General features: G+C 38.4%; 23 protein-coding genes. 15 read left to right on the top strand and 8 right to left on the bottom strand.

The features are described from left to right. Nucleotides 1-421: 421 nt before the first annotated feature. Together H4J59_RS01515 and priA are read right to left on the bottom strand one after the other, a co-directional pair. Complete coding sequence (locus tag H4J59_RS01515) at nt 422-889, bottom strand: SPOR domain-containing protein (RefSeq protein WP_259369344.1); 468 nt, start codon at nt 887-889, stop codon at nt 422-424. A 637-nt stretch (nt 890-1,526) separates the two neighbouring features. Next, nucleotides 1,527-3,743: a primosomal protein N' gene (gene priA, locus H4J59_RS01510; RefSeq protein ID WP_259369343.1), complete on the bottom strand. Its 2,217-nt coding sequence runs from the start codon at nt 3,741-3,743 to the stop codon at nt 1,527-1,529. A gap of 247 nt (nt 3,744-3,990) precedes the next feature. On the opposite strand from priA, the gene rpmE reads away from it, so the two are divergent. The 3 genes from rpmE (at nt 3,991) to alr (ending at nt 7,191) form a co-directional block, all read left to right on the top strand. Next, nucleotides 3,991-4,203 (top strand): 50S ribosomal protein L31, encoded by a 213-nt coding sequence (rpmE, locus tag H4J59_RS01505; RefSeq protein ID WP_182236207.1) that lies wholly within the window; start codon nt 3,991-3,993, stop codon nt 4,201-4,203. Between the two features lie 483 nt (nt 4,204-4,686). After that, a complete protein-coding gene (dnaB, locus tag H4J59_RS01500) occupies nt 4,687-6,105 on the top strand; it encodes a replicative DNA helicase (protein ID WP_182137457.1) in 1,419 nt (472 codons plus the stop codon). Nucleotides 6,106-6,117: 12 nt separating this feature from the next. Beyond that, nucleotides 6,118-7,191 (top strand): alanine racemase, encoded by a 1,074-nt coding sequence (gene alr, locus H4J59_RS01495; protein ID WP_182191195.1) that lies wholly within the window; start codon nt 6,118-6,120, stop codon nt 7,189-7,191. Between the two features lie 178 nt (nt 7,192-7,369). Here the strand turns inward: alr and H4J59_RS01490 are convergent, their stop codons facing one another. The 6 genes from H4J59_RS01490 to H4J59_RS01465 form a co-directional block, all read right to left on the bottom strand. Then, the gene (locus tag H4J59_RS01490; RefSeq protein ID WP_182236205.1) at nt 7,370-7,927 is read right to left on the bottom strand and encodes a carboxymuconolactone decarboxylase family protein; all 558 of its coding nucleotides are present in this window, start codon (nt 7,925-7,927) and stop codon (nt 7,370-7,372) included. 463 nt (nt 7,928-8,390) lie between these two features. Further along, nucleotides 8,391-9,029, bottom strand: a complete 639-nt coding sequence (locus H4J59_RS01485) for a TetR/AcrR family transcriptional regulator (protein ID WP_182236204.1) — start codon at nt 9,027-9,029, stop codon at nt 8,391-8,393. A gap of 343 nt (nt 9,030-9,372) precedes the next feature. Next, nucleotides 9,373-9,792 carry a secondary thiamine-phosphate synthase enzyme YjbQ gene (locus H4J59_RS01480; protein ID WP_182236202.1) on the bottom strand — a complete coding sequence of 140 codons (420 nt, stop codon included), beginning with the start codon at nt 9,790-9,792 and terminating at the stop codon, nt 9,373-9,375. A 455-nt stretch (nt 9,793-10,247) separates the two neighbouring features. Further along, nucleotides 10,248-10,712, bottom strand: coding sequence for a chemotaxis protein CheX (locus H4J59_RS01475; protein WP_182236200.1), 465 nt, complete (start codon nt 10,710-10,712; stop codon nt 10,248-10,250). A 79-nt stretch (nt 10,713-10,791) separates the two neighbouring features. Continuing rightward, the gene (locus tag H4J59_RS01470; RefSeq protein WP_182236198.1) at nt 10,792-11,292 is read right to left on the bottom strand and encodes a DUF6702 family protein; all 501 of its coding nucleotides are present in this window, start codon (nt 11,290-11,292) and stop codon (nt 10,792-10,794) included. After that, nucleotides 11,292-13,649: a M1 family metallopeptidase gene (locus H4J59_RS01465; protein WP_182236196.1), complete on the bottom strand. Its 2,358-nt coding sequence runs from the start codon at nt 13,647-13,649 to the stop codon at nt 11,292-11,294. The genes H4J59_RS01470 and H4J59_RS01465 overlap by 1 nt, the downstream gene beginning before the upstream one ends. A gap of 654 nt (nt 13,650-14,303) precedes the next feature. Here H4J59_RS01465 and H4J59_RS01460 point away from each other — a divergent pair. From H4J59_RS01460 to H4J59_RS19755, 12 genes are all read left to right on the top strand, one after another. Continuing rightward, nucleotides 14,304-14,852: a hypothetical protein gene (locus H4J59_RS01460; protein ID WP_182236194.1), complete on the top strand. Its 549-nt coding sequence runs from the start codon at nt 14,304-14,306 to the stop codon at nt 14,850-14,852. A 221-nt stretch (nt 14,853-15,073) separates the two neighbouring features. Beyond that, complete coding sequence (gene dusA / locus H4J59_RS01455; protein ID WP_182236192.1) at nt 15,074-16,060, top strand: tRNA dihydrouridine(20/20a) synthase DusA; 987 nt, start codon at nt 15,074-15,076, stop codon at nt 16,058-16,060. 691 nt (nt 16,061-16,751) lie between these two features. Then, nucleotides 16,752-17,624, top strand: a complete 873-nt coding sequence (locus H4J59_RS01450; protein ID WP_182236190.1) for a sulfurtransferase — start codon at nt 16,752-16,754, stop codon at nt 17,622-17,624. A gap of 388 nt (nt 17,625-18,012) precedes the next feature. Continuing rightward, on the top strand, nt 18,013-18,306 hold the full coding sequence (locus H4J59_RS01445; RefSeq protein ID WP_182236188.1) for a hypothetical protein: 294 nt from the start codon (nt 18,013-18,015) through the stop codon (nt 18,304-18,306). Nucleotides 18,307-18,319: 13 nt separating this feature from the next. Beyond that, nucleotides 18,320-18,985, top strand: a complete 666-nt coding sequence (gene pspA / locus H4J59_RS01440) for a phage shock protein PspA (RefSeq protein WP_182236186.1) — start codon at nt 18,320-18,322, stop codon at nt 18,983-18,985. A gap of 157 nt (nt 18,986-19,142) precedes the next feature. After that, nucleotides 19,143-19,355, top strand: a complete 213-nt coding sequence (locus tag H4J59_RS01435; protein ID WP_182137444.1) for a PspC domain-containing protein — start codon at nt 19,143-19,145, stop codon at nt 19,353-19,355. 51 nt (nt 19,356-19,406) lie between these two features. Further along, nucleotides 19,407-19,745 (top strand): hypothetical protein, encoded by a 339-nt coding sequence (locus H4J59_RS01430; RefSeq protein ID WP_182236184.1) that lies wholly within the window; start codon nt 19,407-19,409, stop codon nt 19,743-19,745. 551 nt (nt 19,746-20,296) lie between these two features. Then, nucleotides 20,297-20,725, top strand: coding sequence for a copper chaperone PCu(A)C (locus tag H4J59_RS01425; protein WP_182236182.1), 429 nt, complete (start codon nt 20,297-20,299; stop codon nt 20,723-20,725). Nucleotides 20,726-20,733: 8 nt separating this feature from the next. Beyond that, nucleotides 20,734-21,726, top strand: a complete 993-nt coding sequence (locus H4J59_RS01420; RefSeq protein WP_182236180.1) for a DUF2333 family protein — start codon at nt 20,734-20,736, stop codon at nt 21,724-21,726. A 6-nt stretch (nt 21,727-21,732) separates the two neighbouring features. Further along, nucleotides 21,733-22,500, top strand: a complete 768-nt coding sequence (locus H4J59_RS01415) for a TIGR04219 family outer membrane beta-barrel protein (protein WP_182236179.1) — start codon at nt 21,733-21,735, stop codon at nt 22,498-22,500. Between the two features lie 330 nt (nt 22,501-22,830). Continuing rightward, nucleotides 22,831-22,983, top strand: coding sequence for a transposase DNA-binding-containing protein (locus tag H4J59_RS19760; protein ID WP_182236251.1), 153 nt, complete (start codon nt 22,831-22,833; stop codon nt 22,981-22,983). Between the two features lie 336 nt (nt 22,984-23,319). Continuing rightward, nucleotides 23,320-23,532, top strand: coding sequence for a DUF1294 domain-containing protein (locus H4J59_RS19755; protein ID WP_404851995.1), 213 nt, complete (start codon nt 23,320-23,322; stop codon nt 23,530-23,532). Nucleotides 23,533-23,671 lie beyond the last annotated feature (139 nt).

Genomic DNA, 23,671 nt, shown 5'->3' with positions numbered 1-23,671 from the left:
GGGTGGCTTAAGCTTTTTCAAGGGAGCGGTGATGAATAATAGTAAACAGGCAACTTTAATGGGTTTTAAGCTATACGTTAGCTGTTGTCTGTTCAAAACAATATCGTTCAGATTTAAGTTAGCTATAGGTTAAATTTTAGCTTTTAGCTATTAGATGCAGTAACTATTTTTATGATCGGCTCTCAGTATTTTACTGTTGTCGTTTATCGGTATTAATACCGATAAACGAGGTAAGCATTGAGCCAGTCTTTTCAATACACAGTTAGTATTTTTCGCTTTAAAAAGGGGCTAGTTGATCACGCCAAGCTATGCCTTGAAACTGACGGTTTAATACTAATCTAGATATGTTAATAAATCTGCTGGAAAAGGCCTGAAGCAATACATATATAAATACATACATTGCTAAAGTATCAATGTTAAGTTAATCCCAACCCCAAATTTTACAAGCGTGGATAGCGTTGTTTTTTAATTTATGTTTATCTTTTTCTGCGTTACGTTTTTTATCGTAAGGGCCTAAATAAACTTTATACCAGGTTGACGAGCTACCGACAGATTTACCCACTTGTGCTTCTAGGCCGGTGAAGGCTATTTTTGCTTTCAATGACTCTGCTTGTTTACGAGTTCTAAATGAGCCACATTGCATTTTATAGGGGCCTTTGTTCTTAACTTCGTACTGACCTACTTCAATTTCTTTACTTTTTAGGTCATCAACGTAGGTCCATTTTTCCTTTGGTAGTTCAGGTAATTCAGCGACTTCTGTGGTCTTTTTTACCTTGATGACTTTAGGGGCAGCAACGACTGCAGGTTGCTTGTCTTTAATGCTCCACAGCAGGTAGCCAAAACTGGGCAAAGCGATCACTAAAAAAGCGGTAATTAATTTTACTTTCAATGAGATACCTTGAGGTGGTTCAACATTTTTTTTATATGGGCTTTGTTTTTTATTTTTTACTCGAGAGCGGGAAACGTAATCTTGATGTGCCATGAAAAACTTTATACTAGAAAATTTCGTCAATTCTAACCAACTACTAAAGAAATATCACCCATTGAGTGCATTAATTGCATAAAACTCACCCTAGTCGGAGCATGAATAGGGATTAAGGGAAGTTTAAAGATAAGTTTTTAGCTGTCAGCTGTCAGTAAGTTAAACAAGATTTAAACTTGTTTTTGCTGTGTTTTTTCTCCTGCAGTCCTCCTGCTTTTTTCCCTGTTAAATAGGTTTTTGTTTTTACAGGGAGAGAACAATGAGACAAGCCTGAGTAGGGATTAAGGGAAGTTTAAAGATAAGTTTTTAGCTGTCAGCTGTCAGTAAGTTAAACAAGCTTTAAACTTGTTTTTGCTGTGTTTTTTCTCCTGCAGTCCTCCTGCTTTTCTCCCTGTTAAATAGGTTTTTGTTTTTACAGCGAGATAACAATGAGACAAGCCTGAGTGGGGATTAAGAGAAGTTTAAAGACACGTTTTTAGCTGTCAGCTGTCAGTAAGTTAAAGAAGCTTTGAGCTTGGTTTCGCCTTGCTTTGCGCAGCAGCAATTACCAGCTTAAGTCTACCGGGTCGATATCAATTGACCATCTAACTTTTGATTGCCATTCATTTGTGGCGCTATGGTGAATTAGCTTAAATACGGCTTGATGCAGCTGCTTTCGAGTTTTGGCTTGCAAAATTAAGTGGAATCTAAATTTACCCGCCTTTTTTTCCATTGCTGCTGGCACAGGCCCAGCAAACTGGCAACCTTCAAAGGGTATTTGGGTCATAGTGCGTAAAAATTTTTCCGGGTAAGAAGGGTAGTTTGCTTCAGCTCTAAACAATGCCTGAAAGCTAAAGGGTGGCAATAAGGCTTGTTGGCGTTCAATAAGCGCTTGTTTAGCAAAGTGTTGATAACCATTTTGTACTAAGTCTTGCAGTAATGGATGATCAGGGAATTTACTTTGTACCATGACTTTACCAGGCTTACTTGCTCGACCGGCTCGGCCTGACACTTGTACTAAAAGTTGTGCCATATGTTCAGCTGCGCGAAAGTCGTAGCTAAATAAAGCACCATCAACATCAAGCACAGCAACTAAGGTGACATCAGGAAAGTGATGGCCTTTTGCTAACATTTGTGTGCCAATCAAGAGTTGATGCTCTTTATTACTTACCTCGGTCAATAACTTGGCTAACGCACCTTTTTTACGCGTGCTGTCTCGGTCAATGCGCACGGTAGAGTAATCAGAAAACAAGGCACCAATTTTTTCTTCTAATTGCTCTGTGCCTTGTCCTAAGGGTTTAATGCGAACACTGCCACAACTTGGGCATTGTGGTGGAACGCGTTTTTGACCGCCACAGTGATGGCAAATCAGCAACCCTTGGCCCTGATGTAAGGTATAAGGTTTATTACAACGTTGGCAATCAGCAATCCAATGGCATTCTTGGCAGTTAATGGCGGGGGCATAACCACGACGATTAAGAAAAATTAATGCTTGCTCACCACGGGCTAAGGTATTTTTTATGGCTTGTTTTAAGCTACCGGAAAGCCCATGTTCCATTTGCTGTTGCGCTACATCTATTAAGCTGATTTTTGCGGTCGAGGCATTACCGGGACGTTTGCGTAATTGATGATAATGATATTTTCCGGTCAAGGCATTTTGCAGTGATTCAAAACTGGGTGTGGCAGTGCCGAGTATAATGGGAATATTGAGTTGCCTAGCTCTGAGTATGGCAATATCGCGCGCATGATAGCGAAAGCTGTCTTGCTGTTTAAATGAAGCATCGTGTTCTTCATCAACAATGATCATGCCTAAATCATTAAGTGGAGTGAAAATAGCCGAGCGGGTACCAATAACAATCGCCGCGGTTCCTCGTTGTGCTTCTAGCCAAGTTTGTAAGCGTTCTTTGTCGTTTAACCCTGAGTGATGCAGGCTTATCGGCACATTAAAGCGTTGTTCGAAGCGACTTAAGGTTTGTGGTGTTAGGCCAATTTCAGGGACTAAAACTAACACCTGTTTGTTGTTGGCCAATATTTGCTCCATGGCCTGTAAATAAACCTCGGTTTTACCACTACCGGTTATACCATCGATTAAGTGACAAGAAAACTGCGCTTGCATCTCCTTCACGGTAGCAACAATTATCGCTTGTTCCGCTGATAATGCTAGCCGGTTATCTTGCTGTAATGCTTGCTCTTGCCATTGAAATAACGCGACCGCGCGGGTTTTGCTGTAAATGAATTCTTTTTTCTCCAGCGCATTAAGCTGCGCTTTATTAAAACCAAGGGTTAATAACTCTGACCACGTCATGCCTCGATGCTGCTTGAGCATAGTGAGTAACTCAGCCTGTTTGGGGGAGCGTTTGGCGGTAGTTGTTTGTTCCTCTTCGCTTAAGTCTGCTTTTGTTAACCAAACTTGCGGTAGTTCAACATCAGGTTGTTTTATTTGTCGCAATAAAACCGGTAATGCTTGCTGGAACACATCACCAATAGGATGATGGTAGTAATCGCTACAGCGTTGAATAAAATGCAGCAATTTGGGTGAAAAACTGAAGTTGTCATTAACTCGACTGAGCACTGACTTTAATTTTTTAGCCGCATATTCAGTGCTTTCATCTATCGACAAAACAATACCAACCACTTGGCGAGAGCCAAAAGGCACAATAACTCGTTCACCTAACTGTACGGCGTTAGTGTTGAGTTCCGCCGGTAGTTTGTAAGTAAACAACTGGCGCATAGGAACGGGTATTGCAACTTGCAGGTATATATCTGTTGAAGTTATTGCCAAAAATACTGTCATATAGAAATAAAATGTTATGCATATTCTACTGCTTAATGACGCAATGCCAAGCTCGAAAATTAGACTAGGGGGATTTTTATGAAATTAAGCGATTTATTGCTCAATTTTTTAGCAATTTTCATTGCCATAGGAAGAGCGATACTATAACATTCGCCTCCATTATTTTAAACTCGTATGGTGCTTGGCAGCAATAATGACTGACCGAGTGGCGATGCGGCCTTAACAGAGGTTTCCCATGAAAGACGGTATCCATCCAAATTATACAGAGTTCAAGGCAACTTGTTCTTGTGGTAACATTATTACAACTCGTTCAACTGTAAGTAAAGACATACATCTTGACGTGTGTTCAGAATGTCACCCATTCTATACTGGCAAGCAAAAATCTGCTGAGACCGGTGGTCGTGTTGATAAATTCAACAAGCGTTTTGGTGCTCTTAGCAAGAAGTAATTCTGCTAATAGACCAGTAGAAAAAAGCACCTTTAGGTGCTTTTTTTTTGTCAAAATTTAAGCTCGCGTGCCATGTTAACTTAACATTTTTTTCTCTTAACCATGCTTAACATAAACCTTTTTACTTTTCTTAACTGGCAAGAGCGCTTTAAGTGACTCATCATGGTCAATTCAAGTGATTCATTCAATGGCCATATACTAGCCTTGCTAAATACCCTAGAAAATATAAATACGCCTTGATCTCGACGCTTTTAAATAGTGCCTTAAATACGCTTAGTCGTGCTTTATTTGTTGACGTTATAACAAGTAAATTCAATCCTTTTTGGTGTCTAAAATAGTAAAATATTTCTTGTTAATATCATTTTGCTTACGGGGAATTTCTGCTATATTTGCTCTCTTTATTTTCGAATAATTTTATAAAGTTTATTGCGCCAACATGCTCGCCAATAAGCAGAGATTATCGCCAAGCATTTAAGGTGTGATATGGCCGATCGCAAGCCAACCAAGTTTAGTAAAAACAATCAGTTTCCTCGAGACAAACAAATTGATGAGTTAAAAGTTCCGCCGCATTCTTTAGAGGCAGAGCAATCAGTGCTAGGTGGTTTATTGTTAGATAACGAAACTTGGGACCGCGTAAGTGAACGAGTTGTTGCACAAGATTTCTATAGTAGATCACATCGTATTACCTTTGAGACTATTGGTCGGCTAATTGAATTAGGTGAGCCGGTCGATTTGATCACCTTATCTGAAGCGCTTGAAAACGATCAAAAACTGGATGATGTTGGTGGTTTTGTTTATCTCGCTGAAATGATGAAAAACACCCCAAGTGCTGCCAATATTACCGCCTATGCGACTATTGTGCGTGAACGTGCAGTAACGCGTGAAATGATCAGTGTGGCCAATGAAATTGCAGAAGCGGGTTATGATCCACAAGGGCGAAGTAGTGCCGATTTACTCGATTTTGCCGAAACTAAGGTTTTTGCGATTGCCGAGCAACGTGCTAATAAGTCGGAAGGCCCAGAAAATATTAATTCAGTATTAGAAAAAACGGTTGATCGTATTGAGAAACTTTGTGCATCACCGACTAATGGTGTTACTGGTGTTTCAAGTGGCTTTACTGATTTAGATAAAATGACCGCAGGTTTTCAAAAATCTGACCTTATTATTGTTGCTGGCCGTCCGTCTATGGGTAAAACGACTTTTGCCATGAATTTGGCCGAACATGCTGCCATGACTGAAGATAAACCCGCGTTAATCTTCAGCTTAGAGATGCCGTCAGAGCAACTTATGATGCGTATGCTAGCTTCGCTTGGTCGTATTGACCAAACTAAAATTCGTACCGGCCAATTAGAAGATGAAGATTGGGCGCGGTTATCATCAACCATGGGCTTGTTAATTGAAAAAGGCAAAATGTTTATTGATGATGCGGCGGGCCTAACACCGACAGACGTGCGTTCGCGAGCACGACGTATTGCCCGAGATCATGGCGGTATTAGTATGATCATGATCGATTACCTGCAATTGATGCGTGCGCCACAATTTTCCGATAACAGAACCTTGGAAATTGCTGAAATATCTCGTTCATTAAAAGCCTTGGCAAAAGAATTAGAAGTGCCCGTTGTGGCGTTATCTCAACTTAACCGTGGCTTGGAGCAGCGTTCTGATAAACGACCAATAAACTCAGATTTACGTGAATCAGGTTCAATTGAGCAAGACGCTGATTTAATCATGTTTATTTATCGTGATGAGGTTTATCACGATGATTCTGAATACAAAGGTATGGCTGAAATTATTATTGGTAAGCAGCGTAATGGTCCTATTGGTAGAGTACCTTTAACCTTCCAAGGGCAATTTTCCCGTTTTGATAATTATGCTGGCCCGCACGTATTAGGCGAAGATTAAGCGCTCATGACATTGCACACAGCCACGGCGATTATTGATTTAGATGCCCTAAGTGATAATTACCAGCTTATTCAGTCATTATCACCTAAGGCTAAAATTTTAGCGGTACTTAAAGCGAATAGCTATGGTCATGGTTTAGAGCTGATTGCTAAAGCACTGCCCAATGCCGATGCTTTTGGTGTCGCGCGTATTGATGAAGCGCTGGCACTTAGAGCCGCTGGCATTGTAAAACCTATTGTATTGCTTGAAGGTTTTTTTGCTAAAGAAGATATTGATATACTGGCGGCGAGTAACTTACAAACCATAGTGCATAACGAGCAACAGCTAGCGGCTATTTTGGATGCTAAGCTGGCTGCTCCGCTAAAAGTTTGGCTGAAAATCGATACTGGCATGCATAGGTTGGGTATTAATCCCGAGCAACTAGCACATTTTTATCAAGCGTTAAGTCAATCAAAAAATGTCCAGCAACCCATAGTGCTGATGAGTCACTTAGGTTGTGCGGATGATAAAAAAAACTCAGCTACAGCGAAACAAATCGCCTTATTTGATCAACTTAGCGCTGATTTACCCCTCGAAAAAAGCCTAGCTAACTCTGCTGGCGTTTTACTTTGGCCAGACAGCCATTATCAATGGATTAGACCTGGCCTATTACTTTATGGTGTTTCACCACTAGCAGCAGATAGCTACATAGACGGTATTGCCCCCGTTATGACTTTGCAATCAAGTTTGATATCTGTACGTGAAATCGCTGCAGGATCTGCGGTTGGCTATGGTGGTGCTTGGGTGAGTGAAAGTAGCACTATTATAGGTGTAGTTGCTATTGGCTATGGTGATGGTTATCCTCGCCATGCCCCTAACGGTACACCGGTTTTAATTAATGGTCGACGTGTGCCGCTTATTGGTCGGGTAACTATGGATATGATCACGGTAGATTTAGGCGCTCAAAGCCAAGATAGCGTTGGCGATATTGCCACGTTATGGGGCAAAGGCTTAGCGGTTGAAGAAGTGGCTGAATTTGCTACGACTATCCCTTACGAACTTTTGTGTAATATTACCCGTCGCGTGCATATTCAGCTCGCAAAGTAACCATAAACATTCACTCTTAAAAAGTTATAAAAAGTGGCTAGGCTAGGACAGTAGAGCCGTTCTAGATTGTCATTTATAATGGTGCGGTTATCAATCGTGCACTTTACCTTTTGCTCTTAGCACAGAAAATAGCGACTAAAGCCATGTAGATGGTTTAGTCGCTAGATAAAAACGCCCGTTACTTGGCTGTTTTTTTCCAAGCGAATGGCTTGAATGCGTCATCAACAGGTGTTTCGGCAATATGATTGGTATAATTGCTGATCACTTTTTGTGATAAACCTAAAATGATCTCCAACAACTGTTGCTCACCGTAACCAGCAGCATAGAATGCCGCTAATTCTTCATGAGTAACATTGCCTCGATTACGAACAATAATTAAGGTCATATCAAGTAAAGCTTGCAGTTTAGCCGTAGGCATTGCTTGTTGATCTCGCAATGCTTGCGTTAAATTAGGGTCTACTTTCATTGAGTGTGCGATGCCGGTATGAGCGGGTACACAGTATGTACAGCCGTGCTCAACATTGATGCCTTGCCAAACTACGGTGAGTTCTTCTGCGTCAAATGAAGAGTTAATAAAAAGCTCATGTAATGTTTGGTATACGCTTAATAAACCGGGTGATGTAGCTAACACGCCGTGCAAGTTAGGTAACATACCGTATGCACTAACTGATTTTTCTAATAGTGCTTTACTTTCTTGTGGTGCTGATTCAACAGTATGTATAGTTAATGTCGTCATATCAAATTTCCTTTATAAAAACAGCTCGTAACAACAGATTTCTGTGTAACAAAATTATTGTTATTTAATGCTTAAAAAATTGACCAACCAGCTAATAATACGTTTATCATACCGGTCGGTAAGTAATTGACCGATATTGTACCGATCGGTATGGTTAAGTCAACAGCCAGCTATATAAATAATTTAGTTTGCTAGGTTTTTATTGAATTTAATAATTATTAAGTTATATAATCATAGGGTTATGTATATTTGTGACATTTAATAATACCTTAGTGATTAGTGATTAGTGATTAGTGATTAAAGTAGATTAAGAGTTACTGAAGTTGATGAAGAGTAATTAAAGTTGAGCAAGGAAATAAAGCGTAGGTAGTTATAGCGCTAAGCTGAACTCACAATAATGTATATCAATGGCTATAGGGCCATCGAATATCAGCAGTAAAGTTGAGGCAGGTAGTAGAGAGTACTAGGGTAATTTTGGGGTTGGCGCAGCAGGTTTTTTACCGGTACTAAATACGCCAGTCAACATAGTATCAATAACAAATTCAAGTTCTGTTGGTGGTACTTTTGAGCGCGCCATCGACGCGGTGCCTTTTAGTGCTGTGTATAAACTTAAGGCGTTACCGGTTGAATTTTCATTTAAGCCTAACGATATGGCTTCCTCATCAGTGGAAAATAACTCAGCTAATAAAGCTTTGGGCGTTGCTTCTATGTCAATAAGTAACTTTGCCGCTTCTGCTGGAATATCACCTCCAGCGACTTCTGATTGACACAGTACCAGATAACAACCTTTGGGTTGCTCAGTGCTGCATTGCATACCGACAATTGACATCATATAGTTTTTTAAACGCGTTTTTAATGGTATGTTTGCTGCGTATAATGCGCCAAGGTGGGCTTTCATATTATTTTCTATATAGTGTTGAGTCGCTTTAATAAATAAGCTTTCTTTATTGCCAAACGCGCTATACATACTAGGTTTGTTAATATTCATACTATTTGTTAAATCAGCTAAAGAAGCGCCCACAAAACCTTTCGCCCAAAACACTTCCATTGCTGCTTGCAATGCAGTTTGCTCATTAAATTTGCGTTTGCGACCACTAACCACAACAATATCCGTTCACTTTGTTTGAATATCTATATTGTACCAAAGGGTATTTTTAAGTTCAATCTATCAAATAGGCATGGTGAAGCACTTATAAAACTGTGCTTTGATAGCAGATAAATTGCCATATTTTAAATTTTAACAACAAAAATTTAGTGTTGAGCTGAGTAATACCAATTTCATTAATTAGGTGGTCTACTTTATACGCAGGAAAAATGGCCAAATATAAGGCATTTATTTTAATAACTAGTTGTGCTAATTATTAAATAAATAACGCAGTAGTGGGTTATTTTAACCAGTAAAAATGATCAGATAATTAGTGAGATTGGTATAATATGGCGATACATTACTCGCCACTAACGGTCAGTATCAGGGTTCTTGCACTGCTATGAACACGGTGCTCGCCTAGATAAATTCCTTGCCAAATTCCTAAGTTCATTTGGCCATTTTTTAAAGGAATACTGACACTACTGCCTAACGTACTTGCCTTAATGTGGGCCGGCATATCATCGGGGCCTTCATAAGTGTGACGATAATAAGAGGCATTTTCTGGGACGAAGTGATTAAAGTGTCGTTCCATATCATCACGCACTGTCGAGTCAGCATTTTCGTTAATCGTTAACGACGCTGAAGAATGTTGGATGAAAAGATGTAACAAGCCAAAACGTACGGGGGAGAGTTCAGCGAGTGCTTGCTCAATATTAGTTGTGATTAAGTGAAAACCACGTTGATAAGGGGGTAGTGTTAACTCTACTTGTTGCCACATAAGGCTTCTCCAAAGGTAATTTTAATTAACGTATTATAGTGTATAGGTTTTTTACATTGAGGTGTATGTTATGAGATGAATATAGGTCGTTAGAGTCAGGCCTTAACATGCAGCTTTGTGGTGGTGAATTGTGGTTGTCTCAGATGAAATTAACTGGGTTATTTGTATTTACTCCATCACGTTGACAAACTGAAGTTCGACCTATAAAAAATCGCCAAACACTATATGGTTTGTAATAGGCACTATGTTTAATATAGATTAATGTTGGATTAAACCATAAACCTGTGCCGACATGGCTGTTGCTACTTGGGTTGCGACTAGCACGAATAACCCGTGTTTGTATGCAGGTACTTGGTTCAGGTACTTAATTCAGGTAAATAGTTCAGGTATTTAGTTTTGTCTGAACATAAAAAAGCCCCGTAGTAAACGAGGCTAAATATTGTTATGCAAATCTACTATTTATTGAAGCTAAATTCAATATACGCAGTACCGTATTCAGACGTTAGTGGCATGATAATAACGGGTCCGTCAGCTTTGTGCTGAATAGTGTGATCAATGCCAGAAACCACTATAGGGGTTGCCATATCAAACTCAATGCCTTTTTCACTTAGCATACGTTTTGCGCCACCAGAAACCATATTGGTAATTTCACCCACTAAATCAGTAATTTCGTCATTGATTACATCTGGGCCTTCACCAACCATTTTTTTCATCGTGGCCAGTGCTAACTTGGCTTCAAAGGTAATAGATAAAGAACCTTTAGTTTGTTTTCCCACCATACCAATTAAACCTGAAACATCGCCTTTTGCTATCTCATTTGTTTTCAAACGAGGTTTTTCAGGCGTTAATTCCATTTTCGCCATGGTTGACATAACGTTTAGCATTGAAGAAAGAAAGGGGTTAATAAAGTCTACATTCATAAATGTTTCTCCAAAGGCATTTCTTTAATTTAGTTACTTGATTTTGCACATTTATCAGCAGAATCTAAATTTAACTATATTAATCATTAATTTTAATGTGATTCATAGTAACTGATTTGTTGAAAGTTAGGCTACCTTTTATCATGTTACTGTAAAAATTAACGGTATTGACCTGTTTTGCATAACGCTTGGTTAGCAAGCTGTTGATTATTTTTAGTTCAATTAACGAATGATCGAACGCCGCTTCTTGATAAATAAAAATGTTGCCTTTATTGACTTCAAATCCAATCCAGTTCAATGGTATTGCCTGGCCTTGATAATAAAGCTGAAAATGCGCTTCAACATATTGGCGAATAATATTTTCGTAATCTGGATGAGCAATTGAAAAGTGGATTTGCTTTGTTTCTGCAATCGCGTTATCAATGTCGTGAGCGGTTATTTGGTGAATAACTTCAATCGACTGAGTACGCTCATTTAAGGTTAAATCCGTCATGCTAAAAAAATAACGGTGGGCAACCGCGTTAACGGCTAACCCACACAATAGCAAAACAAAAATGCGTTTAGCTAGGTTGAGCAACATTATTGCTGTTCAACCTCCGCTTGTTCTTCTGCATTTTTTTCATCAGCACTTTTTAATTCAACGTTGTAATCACGCATCATGTCTTTTTTCGTACGTTTGTATAAATCAAAGCGAGACTTAATTAGACGTGCAGGCCAGTAGTTGTTACTAACATCTACATCCGCTGTCTCCCAGTTAGGGTCAATCGCAATGCCAGTTATTTCTTGGTCACGAATAAATAATTTAGACACTTTTTTGCTGTCACGACGCCAGATTTCAGCGGGTATTGTCACCCGTTCAACGCTGTTATCAGCATAAGTAAGATCTAAAATAATCGGCATAACTAAGCCACCTTTATTTTCAAAATCAACAATGTAGAAGTTTCTTTCGTCAAGTAATAGGTCTTTTTGCCATTGTTCTAATTCTTTATGGCTTTTGTTATATTTATTACGTGCTTTGTTTGTTGCAGTAAACTTGTCATGTTCGTTGTAAAAATCTAACAATTGAGGTTTATCATCCGTGCGAAGCCACTGGCCATTGTTATGAATTTTACTAATAAAATCAGGTTTTTCGTTGTATAGTGCTCGCTGCCAAGCTTCTTCCGTATCTGGATTTTGGCTATTTGGACGGTACAAGTGAATGTTACCTAAAGCAATATCAACATGATCTGTGGTGTAGAACCAACCACGCCAAAACCAGTCTAAGTCAACACCTGAGGCATCTTCCATAGTACGGAAAAAATCAGCAGGGGTCGGACGTTTAAACTTCCAACGTTGGGCATATTCTTTAAAAGCAAAATCAAACAATTCACGACCCATAATAGTTTCACGTAAAATGTTTAATGCGGTTGCTGGTTTGCCGTAAGCGTTGTTACCAAATTGCAAAATTGACTCTGAATTAGTCATGATGGGCACTTGATTATCACTTTTCATGTAACTGATCATGTTAGCGGCATTACCACGGCGAGAAGGATAGCCTTCTTCCCATGCTTGCTCAGCGACAAATTGTAGGAAAGTGTTTAACCCTTCATCCATCCAGGTCCACTGACGTTCGTCAGAGTTAACAATCATGGGGAAATAGTTATGACCCACTTCATGAATAATAACGCCAATTAGGCCGTATTTAGTCTTGCGAGAATAAGTTTTTTCACCGGTTTCTTTATCTAACGTCGGGCGTGGGCCATTAAAAGTGATCATGGGATATTCCATGCCACCAACAGGACCGTTTACCGAGATAGAAACAGGATAGGGGTAAGCAAAGGTATACTTACTATATTGTTCCATCGTATGGATAATGGCCTCAGTAGAGTACTTTTCCCATAATGGATTACCTTCATTCGGGTAGTAAGACATCGCCATAGTGTCAGTCTTACCGCCTTGATAGCCTTGTGCATCCCAAATAAATTTACGACTTGAGGCAAAAGCAAAGTCACGAACATTTTTCGCTTCAAATTGCCACGTTTTGGTCTTAGTCGCACGAGACTTTTCGTTTACTAATGCTTCTTCAGGAGTGATAACTAAAACGGGCTTATCAGCTTTCTTTGCTTTTTCTAAACGCTGACGCTGATTTTTTGTTAAGACCTCTTTCGGGTTTTGTAAGACACCAGTTGCGGCAACAACGTGATCAGCAGGAACGGTAATGCTGACGTTATAATCACCAAACTCTAAGGCAAATTCTCCACTACCGATAAACTGCTTATTTTGCCAACCCATTACGTCATAATAGGCTGCCGCGCGCGGGAACCAGCTAGCCACTTCGTAAAGGTAATTGTCATCTTCTTTAAAGTATTCGTAACCTGAGCGGCCACCTAGTACTTTTTGCTCATGTAATTGGTAATTCCAATTAATGTTTAACTCGACACTATCACCCGATTTAAGTGCTTTTGGCAGATCGACGCGCATCATAGTGCCATTAATGACATAACTTAAGGCTTTGCCGTTTGCGCCAGTAACCTGAGTAATATCATAACCGCCCTGAAACTCGTCTGTTTTAATGGCATTGCGGAAACTGCTATAAGTCACTTTTTTCTTAGGCGCGGTTTGTGTTGTTTTTGCACCCGAATTTTCGGCTAACTTATTTTGGTCTAATTGCAACCATAAGTAACGTAGCGTATCAGGAGAATTATTCGTGTAATCAATAACTTCATCACCTGATAGGGTTTGCTTTTCGTCATTTAACCTAATATTAATTTTGTAATCAACATCTTGTTGCCAATATTGATGACCCGGTGCGCCAGACGCCGTACGATAAGTATTTGGCGTTGGTAAGCTCTCTTCCAGTTGACGAAATTTATCGTCACTAATGCTGTTTTTTGCTAAGGCTTGGCCACTAGCAGCAATACAAACACAAAGTAAGGCTGATTTAATTGAATATTTCATGATTTCCCTGATAATTGTAAACCGAGTAATTTCTTAATAATCATGCGTTATAACATTTTTTTAACCAATAGGTCAGGTTAGCTAAGTGCAATATGCGACAAATTGCACAATAAATAGGTTAAGTTGTTGCTGTTGAATGTTTATTGTGACGGAACCGATTAGGCACTAAGGATTAATACCAGCACTTTGCTCAATACTTTCTGGCAGCTGTTTATATCGTGATATCCAATAGTTACAGCATTTCTCTCAAGAAATTTTTTATTAGATTCCAAGTTATAGATAGAATCTTACCTCATTAAATACCTAGATTTTAGTGATATTACTGAGTTTTAAAACTATGTTAACCTCGAGCTGTTGAAGAGGTAATGCATCGAAAGTTATAATTAACTTATGCTAATGAAGATGAAACGATTGCACTGACCGATTAAAATGTGCTGTTTTTTTTCAGCAGAATAAATTTGTTTATTTGGTATCGGGAATACAAGATGAATTATTTTAAAACCTCTTAAAATCTTGTAATATATAATAAAAATAGGCCGGTTAAATTTTATGGTTTTTTTGTAGTCGTAAAGTATGTAGAACCAGTGCGTTATTCAGCTTTATTCAGCCATATTCACCGATACTAAACCCTGTTATCTATAAAAAAGGATTTTTATGTTTTCAAAATTTCTAAAATCAGTGCTAATTTTTAATCGTTCAGAAAATAAAGCGCCAAATTTTATCCTCATCTATCTTTTAATATCACTTGCTTGGCACAATCAAATTTTTATTACTTTTTTTGTTAGTCATGGTGGTTTTACAGAACGATTAAATGCTGCATTAGTTGAACATTCTCATCAATACGTGCTGGTGTTATTTTTTACGCTGTTATTTTTTATCCTGCGTTTGTCGATGCTTTATTTACTCAATAAAACTGATGAGTTTATTGATGCAGATGAACCGATGATAGTTAAAGTAGGCAGTGACCAAATAGTTAAAGAAAATAAAGATGTTGTTCGCTTATTAGCGCTGTTGGCCGAAACCAAAGCGCAATTGGCTAAAGTAAAAGCTCGTGAGATTTCAGCACAGGCAGATAAAAAAAAGACCATAAGTAACATCTTGGCTGTGCAAGCCGAGTTAGAACTAGCGTTAGCTGATATCGCTATATTGGGTAAGTCTAACGAAGAATTAAGGGCTAAACTTAAGCAGTATTTAGCAGCTTAAGGGATAAGTTGCTCGTTAATGATTAGCTAAATTGCATTATTTAAGCTTGTCTTGTTAGTTATATTTAAACAAAAAATTGCAAGCTATTGGCATTTTCAGTGTAACGGCTAAATATTATTTCTTTTGTTTCGTATCACTAAAGCCTTTATAATTAGTCAATATTTCAGTGGTTGTTATCTACAGCTACCTTCGCTTTCCACTTAAAGGTTTTTTACCACTTTATGATTTCACACAAACTTTCTATTGCCCCTATGCTCGATTGGACTGATCGCCATTGTCGTTATTTTTATCGCGTAATGTCTAAGCAAACGGTCTTGTATACCGAAATGGTGACTACGGGGGCAATATTACACGGAAAAGGTAATTACTTGGCGTATAACGAGCAGGAGCACCCATTGGTGTTACAGCTTGGTGGTAGTGATGTAAAGGCGATGACTGAATGTGCAAAAATTGCTGAGCAGCAAGGTTACGATGAAATCAATATCAATGTGGGTTGTCCGTCAGACCGTGTGCAAAATGGCAAGTTTGGTGCTTGTTTAATGGCTGAGCCAGCGTTGGTTGCCGATTGTGTTGCTAGTATGCAAAACGCGACTAAGATCCCGACAACGGTGAAATCTCGTATTGGTATTGACGACCTCGACAGTTATGAATTTTTGCAGCAGTTTTTAACAACAGTTAGTGCGGCGGGGTGTCAGCACTTTATTATTCATGCTCGCAAAGCTTGGTTAAGTGGTTTAAGCCCAAAACAAAACCGAGATATTCCACCACTTGATTACCAGCGGGTTTATCAACTTAAACAAGATTTCCAACAGTTAGATATTTCAATTAATGGCGGTATAACAACGTTTGCACAAGCGAATGAGCACATGCAGCATATTGATGGTGTGATGATTGGCCGCGAAATTTACCAAAATCCTTATATGCTAACCGAAGCTGACAATGAAATTTGGCAAGCTGGCGCAGAGGTTAAGTCACGACAAGCCGTGCTCAATGAAATGGTTGACTATATTGACCGTCACGTTGCCACTGGTGGTCGTGCCTGGCATGTGGCAAGACATATGTTAGGTTTATGTAATGGCTTAGCAGGCGCTAAACAATTTCGTCGTTATTTAAGTGAAAATGCCAATGGCGAAAATGTCGGTGGTGAAGTACTGCAACAAGCTTTTGCTAAAGTATTACAACTTAACCCTGAGCTAACAATTATCTAAAGGTAATCTAAAGGTAATCTAGCCTTAATGTCGGTTTATTATCATCGAATTAGGTACTTTAGATACTGAATATTTAGCGCTTTAAAGGTCCCAATACCGGAAAGTCAGTACTCGATTTTGGGACTTCTCCATTATTTTATCAGTAGTCCTTTGTTTGTTTGATGTTTGCACAAATCTCACTATATATTAGTAAATTTAACCACATCGGGGGGATATTAGCGCCTACTTAGCCTAGTTAATGCTAGTGTAAAAATAAATTAACTTTAAAAACAATGTGTTAACTTTAATTCAAACCTTGGCATAACCTTTGTAAGTGTTTATATAATGTATTTAATAACACGTTAATAATATAGTGTTATAAACAGCTTAAAAGGAATTATACCATGCAAAGTTTCACGCTATTATTTACGTTATTTATGTTGCCTAGTGTTTGTGTGCTGGCGACCTCATTGATTGTCGCTCATTTAGAACAAGGTAATTAATCCTTGTTACCTGTACCTTAAAGCGTAAACCGTAAAGCTAACGAAAAAATGACCTAATATTCTTTATGGTGCTTTAGTAATATAACTCATCAATCTAACTGCATTTGATCCCTTGATTACGCTTGTGAAAGCTCTCTTTCGCTAAATACTGTACTTTCGTGTTTAACTCGGCTAATTTTGCTTTACGCTTATCAGCAAGAGTTTAAATTATGACGTATTTTCAGCAATTAATTTCCTGTATCGATTTGCACGCGATACTCGGTAGTAAGGACCTTGTGGTGTTAGATGCGAGTATTCCACCTGTGGGTAACATGGCTGCGCCAGCATATAGTTGGCCTGAATATCGTTTGCCCAATGCTCGCCGTTTCGACTTAAATCAACACTTCTCAGATCTAGCGAGTGATTTACCTCACACCATGCCATCAGCTAGTCATTTTGAACAAGCTGCAAAAACGTTAGGCATTAACCAGCAAAGCCAAATTGTGGTTTATGATGATTTAGGTTTATTTTCTGCCGCGCGGGCTTGGTATATGTTTAGAGCTATGGGCCATAACAATATTGCCGTATTAGACGGTGGTTTACCTTATTGGCTCAAATTGAAGAAACCGGTCGCGGATTCCCAAACCGATATCCATGCTAAGCAGCACCGAATTATTGGCAATTTTGTTGCCAAAGAGCAAGTGGACTATTTTTGTGACTGGCGTGAAGTTGCCACTCAAACTCATTCGCAAGCTGAACTTATTCTCGATGCTCGTGCTGAACGTCGCTTTAAGGGCTTAGATGCAGAGCCTCGTGCGGGTGTGCGTAGCGGCCATATGCCAAATGCAAAAAACTTAGCCTACCAGCATTTGTTCAATCAAGGGCTGTTTAAATCTCCTGATGAATTAGCCGAAATTTTTGCCCATATTAACGTCAATAAACAAGCGATGATCATGAGCTGCGGCTCAGGTGTTACCGCTTGCATTTTGGCGCTGGCTGCAGATATTACCGGTCATAAAGATGTGCGAGTATATGATGGCTCTTGGAGCGAATGGGGCTCGTTACCTAACACCATCGTTGAAACCACCACGAATAATTTTTAGTAAAAATAAGGCTATCAGTACTATCCTGTCTACCTACCTACCTACCTACTTATGACGACACCAGCGTTTATTTTGCTGTCATCATAGGCACAAATCTACCTGCTAATGGCCTAGCTATAAATTTGACTATAGCTACCAAGCGGCCAAGTAAAACCTTAAATTAATTATTGGTCAATTTCACTAGTTTTAGTGTGTATATTGACCAAATTATAGTTTGACATATTATGTCTTAAGATAAGGACTTATCTTTGTAACTTTAAAATAACAACAATAACAATAAGTTAAGTGTTTTCAAGTAATTGGCACAGCACTTGTAATAGTAATGTCAGATACCAAGATAAAGCGTTAATTATTCACGCTTTATGTTACTCACATAAGGATATTAATAATGAAACTATTACAAAGTAAACAGACATTACGCGCCGTTTTATTATCTTGTACGTTGCTATTTACGATCAATACTTATGCACAAGATACTGGCTTAGCGCAAAATTTAACTTTAACTGTGCAGGCACAAAAACAAAAAGTTCAGCTTGATCTATCTGCAGAACTCGCACATTCAATTAAGGCTGAGTTAGAGCGTTTTTCGACTCGTTACAGCACAGTAAAAACTCAAGAGTTAGCGGCAGTTTCAAAGCAAAAAAAATTAGCGACAAATAAACAACAAACTTCAGCGTATTAATAGGAGAAATACCATGGGCATGTTTTCAAGATTTACCGACATTATTAACGCCAATATTAACGCCATGTTAGATAAAGCAGAGGAACCAGAAAAAATGATCAAGTTGATCATTGAAGAAATGGCAGAAACCTTGGTTGAAGTGCGTTCAGCGGCGGCCAAACATATCGCTGAAAAGAAAACGGTTTTACGCAATATTCGCGAAATGGAAAGTCGCGTTACAAAATGGCAGCACAAAGCTGAACTTGCTTTAACAAAGGGTCGTGAAGACTTAGCGAAATCTGCACTGGTTGAAAAGCAAAATTGTACACAAAAGTTAGCTGATTTTAATGAAGCGTTAACTCAAATTGATGAGTACTTAACTGCTGTTCAGCAAGATAGCCAGCGTTTGCAAGATAAGTTGACTGAGGCAAAGCGTAAGCAAGAAGCCTTTGCAATACGTCAACAATCTGCAGAAGTGCGTTTAAAAGTTCGCGAAAAAGCTGTCATTCATAATATCGACGAAGCGATTAATAAATTTGAGCGTTATCAACAAAAAATTGACCGTGTTGAAGCGGCAGTTGAAGCCTATGATATGACATCGTCAAAAACTTTAGATAGCCAGTTTCGTACGCTAGAAAATGATGAAACCATGGAGCAAGCGTTAGCGCAATTAAAGCAAAAAATAGCTAAAGGTAGCTAAAAGTTAATGGGCAGTCATTATTAATGCCGCGCTTTGATCTTGGGTAATCCTTGGTGTTATCTTTATAACGCCTGTGGTGAGTTACTTTATTGGCGTGTTATTCATATTTTTCAATTTAATATATAAAAGTGCTCAGCTTGGGCACGAGGAGTAAGTGATGAGCTTTAATCGCGAGTATTCAGTTAATAAAACCTTAACTAAAGATGTAGTACATAAAAAATTATCAGGTGTTTGTGGCGGTATTGCTAAGTATTACAATTTGCCTCGAATAGCCGTTAGAGTAGGCGCTATTCTCGCTTTATTGATGTTTCCTGTTGCCACAGGTGTCGCTTATTTAGTCGCTACCATGTTAATGCCGACTAAAGCTTAACGCGTTAAATTTGTTTGAATATATTTTTGAAGATATTAAAGGGAGTAAGCCATGTCATTTTTTAAATCATTATTTCTAGCCATTTTTGCCACACTATTTTTAACTTATGTTTTAGGTGTCAGCTTTATAGATTTATTTGATGTTGACATTTATATGGGAGAACAAATGGTTGAACCTTTAAAGGCCATTAGTATTTCAGCATTAGTGGTGGTGCTACTGGTGTTAGTTGCCTTAGCGATAGCGATGAGTGTATTTGGTTCATTGATTTTTATTGTTATGCTATTGCTAGGTGGTGGCGCTATGTTATTGGTGGGTGTGTTTTGGCCCATATTTTTAGTGGCTGGCGTTATTTGGTTAATCACACGAGATAAAAGATCGGTTCAATGCTAATTGTTTTCTGCGAATATTAATATTAGTGGAGATGAAATGTCAGCAGAAAAGTTAAAAATAATAAAATGTTCAACATAGCTAGTTGATTTTTAAACTTATCTTCACAACAAAAATACTGACACTCATAGTAGTAGTTAGTAGTATTAGCTTTCAGCCTTCTATATGAACGTATGACCCATACAGCTAAGAGCAGAAGGTCGATAAAAAGCTTACTGCTTACTGATTGCTATTAACTAAATTAGCTACACTTAATAAAGTCATTGAAGTCGCTACCTACACGAAAACACTTTTTTTCATCTTGGGTCAATATCCAAAAAATATCATCACGGGTATTTGTCAGTGTAAATAAACCACAGAGCTCAATATGGATTTTTTTATAAAGTGGTTAATGCCGATGAGTAGAATACCCTGGGGTTTATTTGAAATAATTAAGTTATCCATTTTGCCCAAGCTTAGTTACAATGGTGATAACGAATTATAATATGAATAAAAAGGATGTATAGCAGCTGATGAGGAATGTATTTTCACCCATAATTTCACTAGTGATAGTAGTGAGTAGTGTTTTTGCCAATATAAGCTTGGCAAGTGAGAACGACAAACTTGTAGTTGAAAATGGCTATGCAAGGGAGAGTATCCCAGGTACGTCGATTTCTTCTGCTTATATGACGATAAAAAATTTATCAGCAAAAAATATTCGACTTATCGCCGCAGCAAGTGCAGTAAGTGACCGAATTGAAATTCATCAACACACCATGTCTGATGGCTTAATGCGTATGCGCCAACGTGACTATGTAGAAATTTCAGCTCAAAATAGTACCGTATTTCAGCCCTCTGGTTTTCATTTAATGATTTTTGATTTAAAACAACCATTAAAGGCGAAAGAAAATATTATAATCACCCTGTCTTTTGACGATCAATCTAGCATAGATGTAAATTATATTGTTCAAGGTCTTAAACAGAAAAAGCATGAGCACCATTAGGAGTAGTTATGAAAGTTAATATCTCAATAAAAACTGTTATTTCAGGATTTTTAGCGCTATTTTTTGTGCTGTATTTACTTGGCGTTTATTGGAGCTTTGAACCAGAACAATTCGATATTCGTGCTGAAGTGACAAAAGCAGCAACAGCAGAAAATGTCACTCCTGTTGTGGGTTATACCACCACAACGGCATTAATTCGTGTTACTGAAACCTTATTGCATAAGCCAGGTGGTTATTTATCTAATGATGCGCTGCCACCGTCAGTGTTTTTAGATAATATCCCCGCATGGGAGTTTGGCGCACTTGAAATGATAAGAGATATGTCGTTGGTAATGCGCCAAGAATTTAGTCGTTCGCAATCTCAGTCAGTTGAAAACAAAAATTTAAAAGTGGCTCAACCACAGCTCAATATTGATAATACCAGTTGGGCTATTCCTAGCGCTGAAGGTGAATACCAAAAAGCAGTTAATGAGTTATATGCCTACAGAACTGCATTGACTCAGGTAAATAATCAATCAGCTCAGTTTTACGCGCGCTCTGATAATTTACGCGCTTGGATCCAAGAAGCCACTAAACGTTTAGGCAGTTATTCTCAACGCTTAAGTGCCAGTGTTGGCCGTGAACAAATTAACGTTGATCTTGCTGGCGATAGAGTCGCAAAACAATCGACATCAAGCGCAGCAAGCATGGCGTTAAAAACAAGTTGGTGGGTTATAGATAATGAATTTTATGAAGCCCGTGGCGCTTGTTGGGCCTTGTTGCACTTCTTGAAGGCCATCGAAATAGATTTTAATGATGTTCTAGAGCAGAAGAATGCTAAAGTGAGTGTACAACAAATTATTCGGGAACTAGAAGCAAGCCAAGAAGCCATTTGGAGTCCCATGATTTTAAATGGTGATGGTTTTGGTGTGCTAGCAAATCATTCGTTAGTGATGGCCAATTATATATCACGTGCAAATGCAGCACTGATTGATTTAGACGATTTATTGAGTCAAGGGTAATAAAATATGAAAAAAATAGTAGTAGCAGCAGCACTTGCATCGATTTTATCCACTAATGTTCAAGCGGATGCTTTAGGTATTTATTTGGGTGGTCAAGTATGGGACAACCAAGCCTCTGGCACTTTTGGCGATGGCAGTTCACAAATTGATTTTAACTTAGCGGATGAAAAACAAAACAGCTTTTTTATCGCCTTTGAGCACCCTTTGCCGTTAATTCCAAATATACGTATTGCCTCTACTTCACTAGAGACTATAGGTAACACAAGCTTAACGACTGACTTTGAATTTGAAGGTGAAATTTTTAGCACAGATGCTAATGTTAATGCTAATTTTAATGTCAGTTATCTTGATTACACACTTTATTATGAGTTATTTGATAATGATCTATTATCATTTGATTTTGGTTTGACCGCCCGTGATTTTGATGGTGACGTAACGGTATCAGCACAAGCCAATTCAGGCACTGAATCGTTTACACAATCAAGTAGTGTTGCAGTAACTGATGTTGTGCCTATGTTATATGTAAGAACTAATGTTGGCTTACCATTAACCGGTTTGAACTTATATGCACAAGGCAACTTTTTATCAATCGACAATCACACACTTTATGACTATGAAGTCGGCGTAAGTTATGAACTTATTGATAACCTAGCAGTTGATGTAAATCTTAATGCCGGTTACCGTGGAGTTAAGTTAAAATTAGAAGATTTAAATGACTTGTATACTGATATTGAATTTGATGGTGTGTTTATTGGAACCACTATTCACTTTTAATACTTAAGGTTAGAGGTTAATAAAAAGCAGGGCTGAGCAATCAGTCCTGCTTTTTTGTTGCAAGATTTTAAAAAAATTAATAAGATCATATGGATATGTAAGTGTTAAAAGTAAACTAAAATAAATAGTCTACATAATGAATTTTAATAAACCTATCTATAAATCGCCAGCTTTGTTGGTGCAGCGTGAGCTACGACCGCGTTAGGTGTAGCGGCTAATGAGCTGTCTCTTATGCACAAGTTTTCAACGAGCTAGAGTTATGATCTAATACCGCTTTTATCTCCTTCTAAGTAATATCTATAATCCGAAGCAAGACAATGGGCACAATTAATTTTTGCTCTAGCGAATTTAGGCGATCCTCGACACACCAAACGCTTAGTTAAGCTGACGAGTGATATGGCCGAGAATACTTCAAGCTCAATAGTAAAAGCATGTGGCACTTCCGCTAAAATAGAAGGGGGCTTATCGTTTAATTCGCCATGAAAAATTTCTCCTGATGAAATTGCAAACACCGGCTTTAAGTATACCCAAGAGATTATTCCACAAAGACCACTAGCACTGACCATTCAAGATACAACTGGGCTGACATACCAGCATAAGGTCACAGAAGAACTAGCTGACGTTTGCGGCTCAAAGCATAAGGACTCAAAAACAAGAACGCTTTACGCGCACTCAACTTTGGCACTTGATGCATAAACAGAGCAAACCATTGGGTTGGCAAATCAGTATTATTTTTACCTTAATAAAAAAGTGCCCAGTACGCGAGACGAACTGGCATATTGGATTGATAAATCAAGAGTTCAACTTGGTGCTTAGCGTATTCAAGCGAGTAAATTGCATCTGTTTTCAATACTTGGTGGTTGGCCTAGTGCAGCTATTGCCCAACAGGTGCTTAGGCATAAATCACAGGAACAAGAGCTTAGATCTGTCTTGTGGTTTACGGTAGTTGTGAACGTATTAGCACTCGGACGGCTTTTATTTACTCATGGGCAGAATACAGATTTAGTTGCTCATTACACCTCTTTTACATAGTGATTTACCACATCTTTATCAAGTTTATATCGGGTTATGTAACAAAATATTATTATTTTTTATGTATGAATTTATGTCGTTTTTTTCATAACATACTAATAATAAAGTAATAACATAAATAAAAACGAAGTCTTTGGCT

The organism is Colwellia sp. MB02u-10 (assembly GCF_014077185.1).
Classification (GTDB): Bacteria; Pseudomonadota; Gammaproteobacteria; order Enterobacterales; family Alteromonadaceae; genus Cognaticolwellia.
The sequence above is the reverse complement of the archived record's forward strand: the minus strand, read 5'-3'. Positions and strand labels throughout refer to the sequence as shown.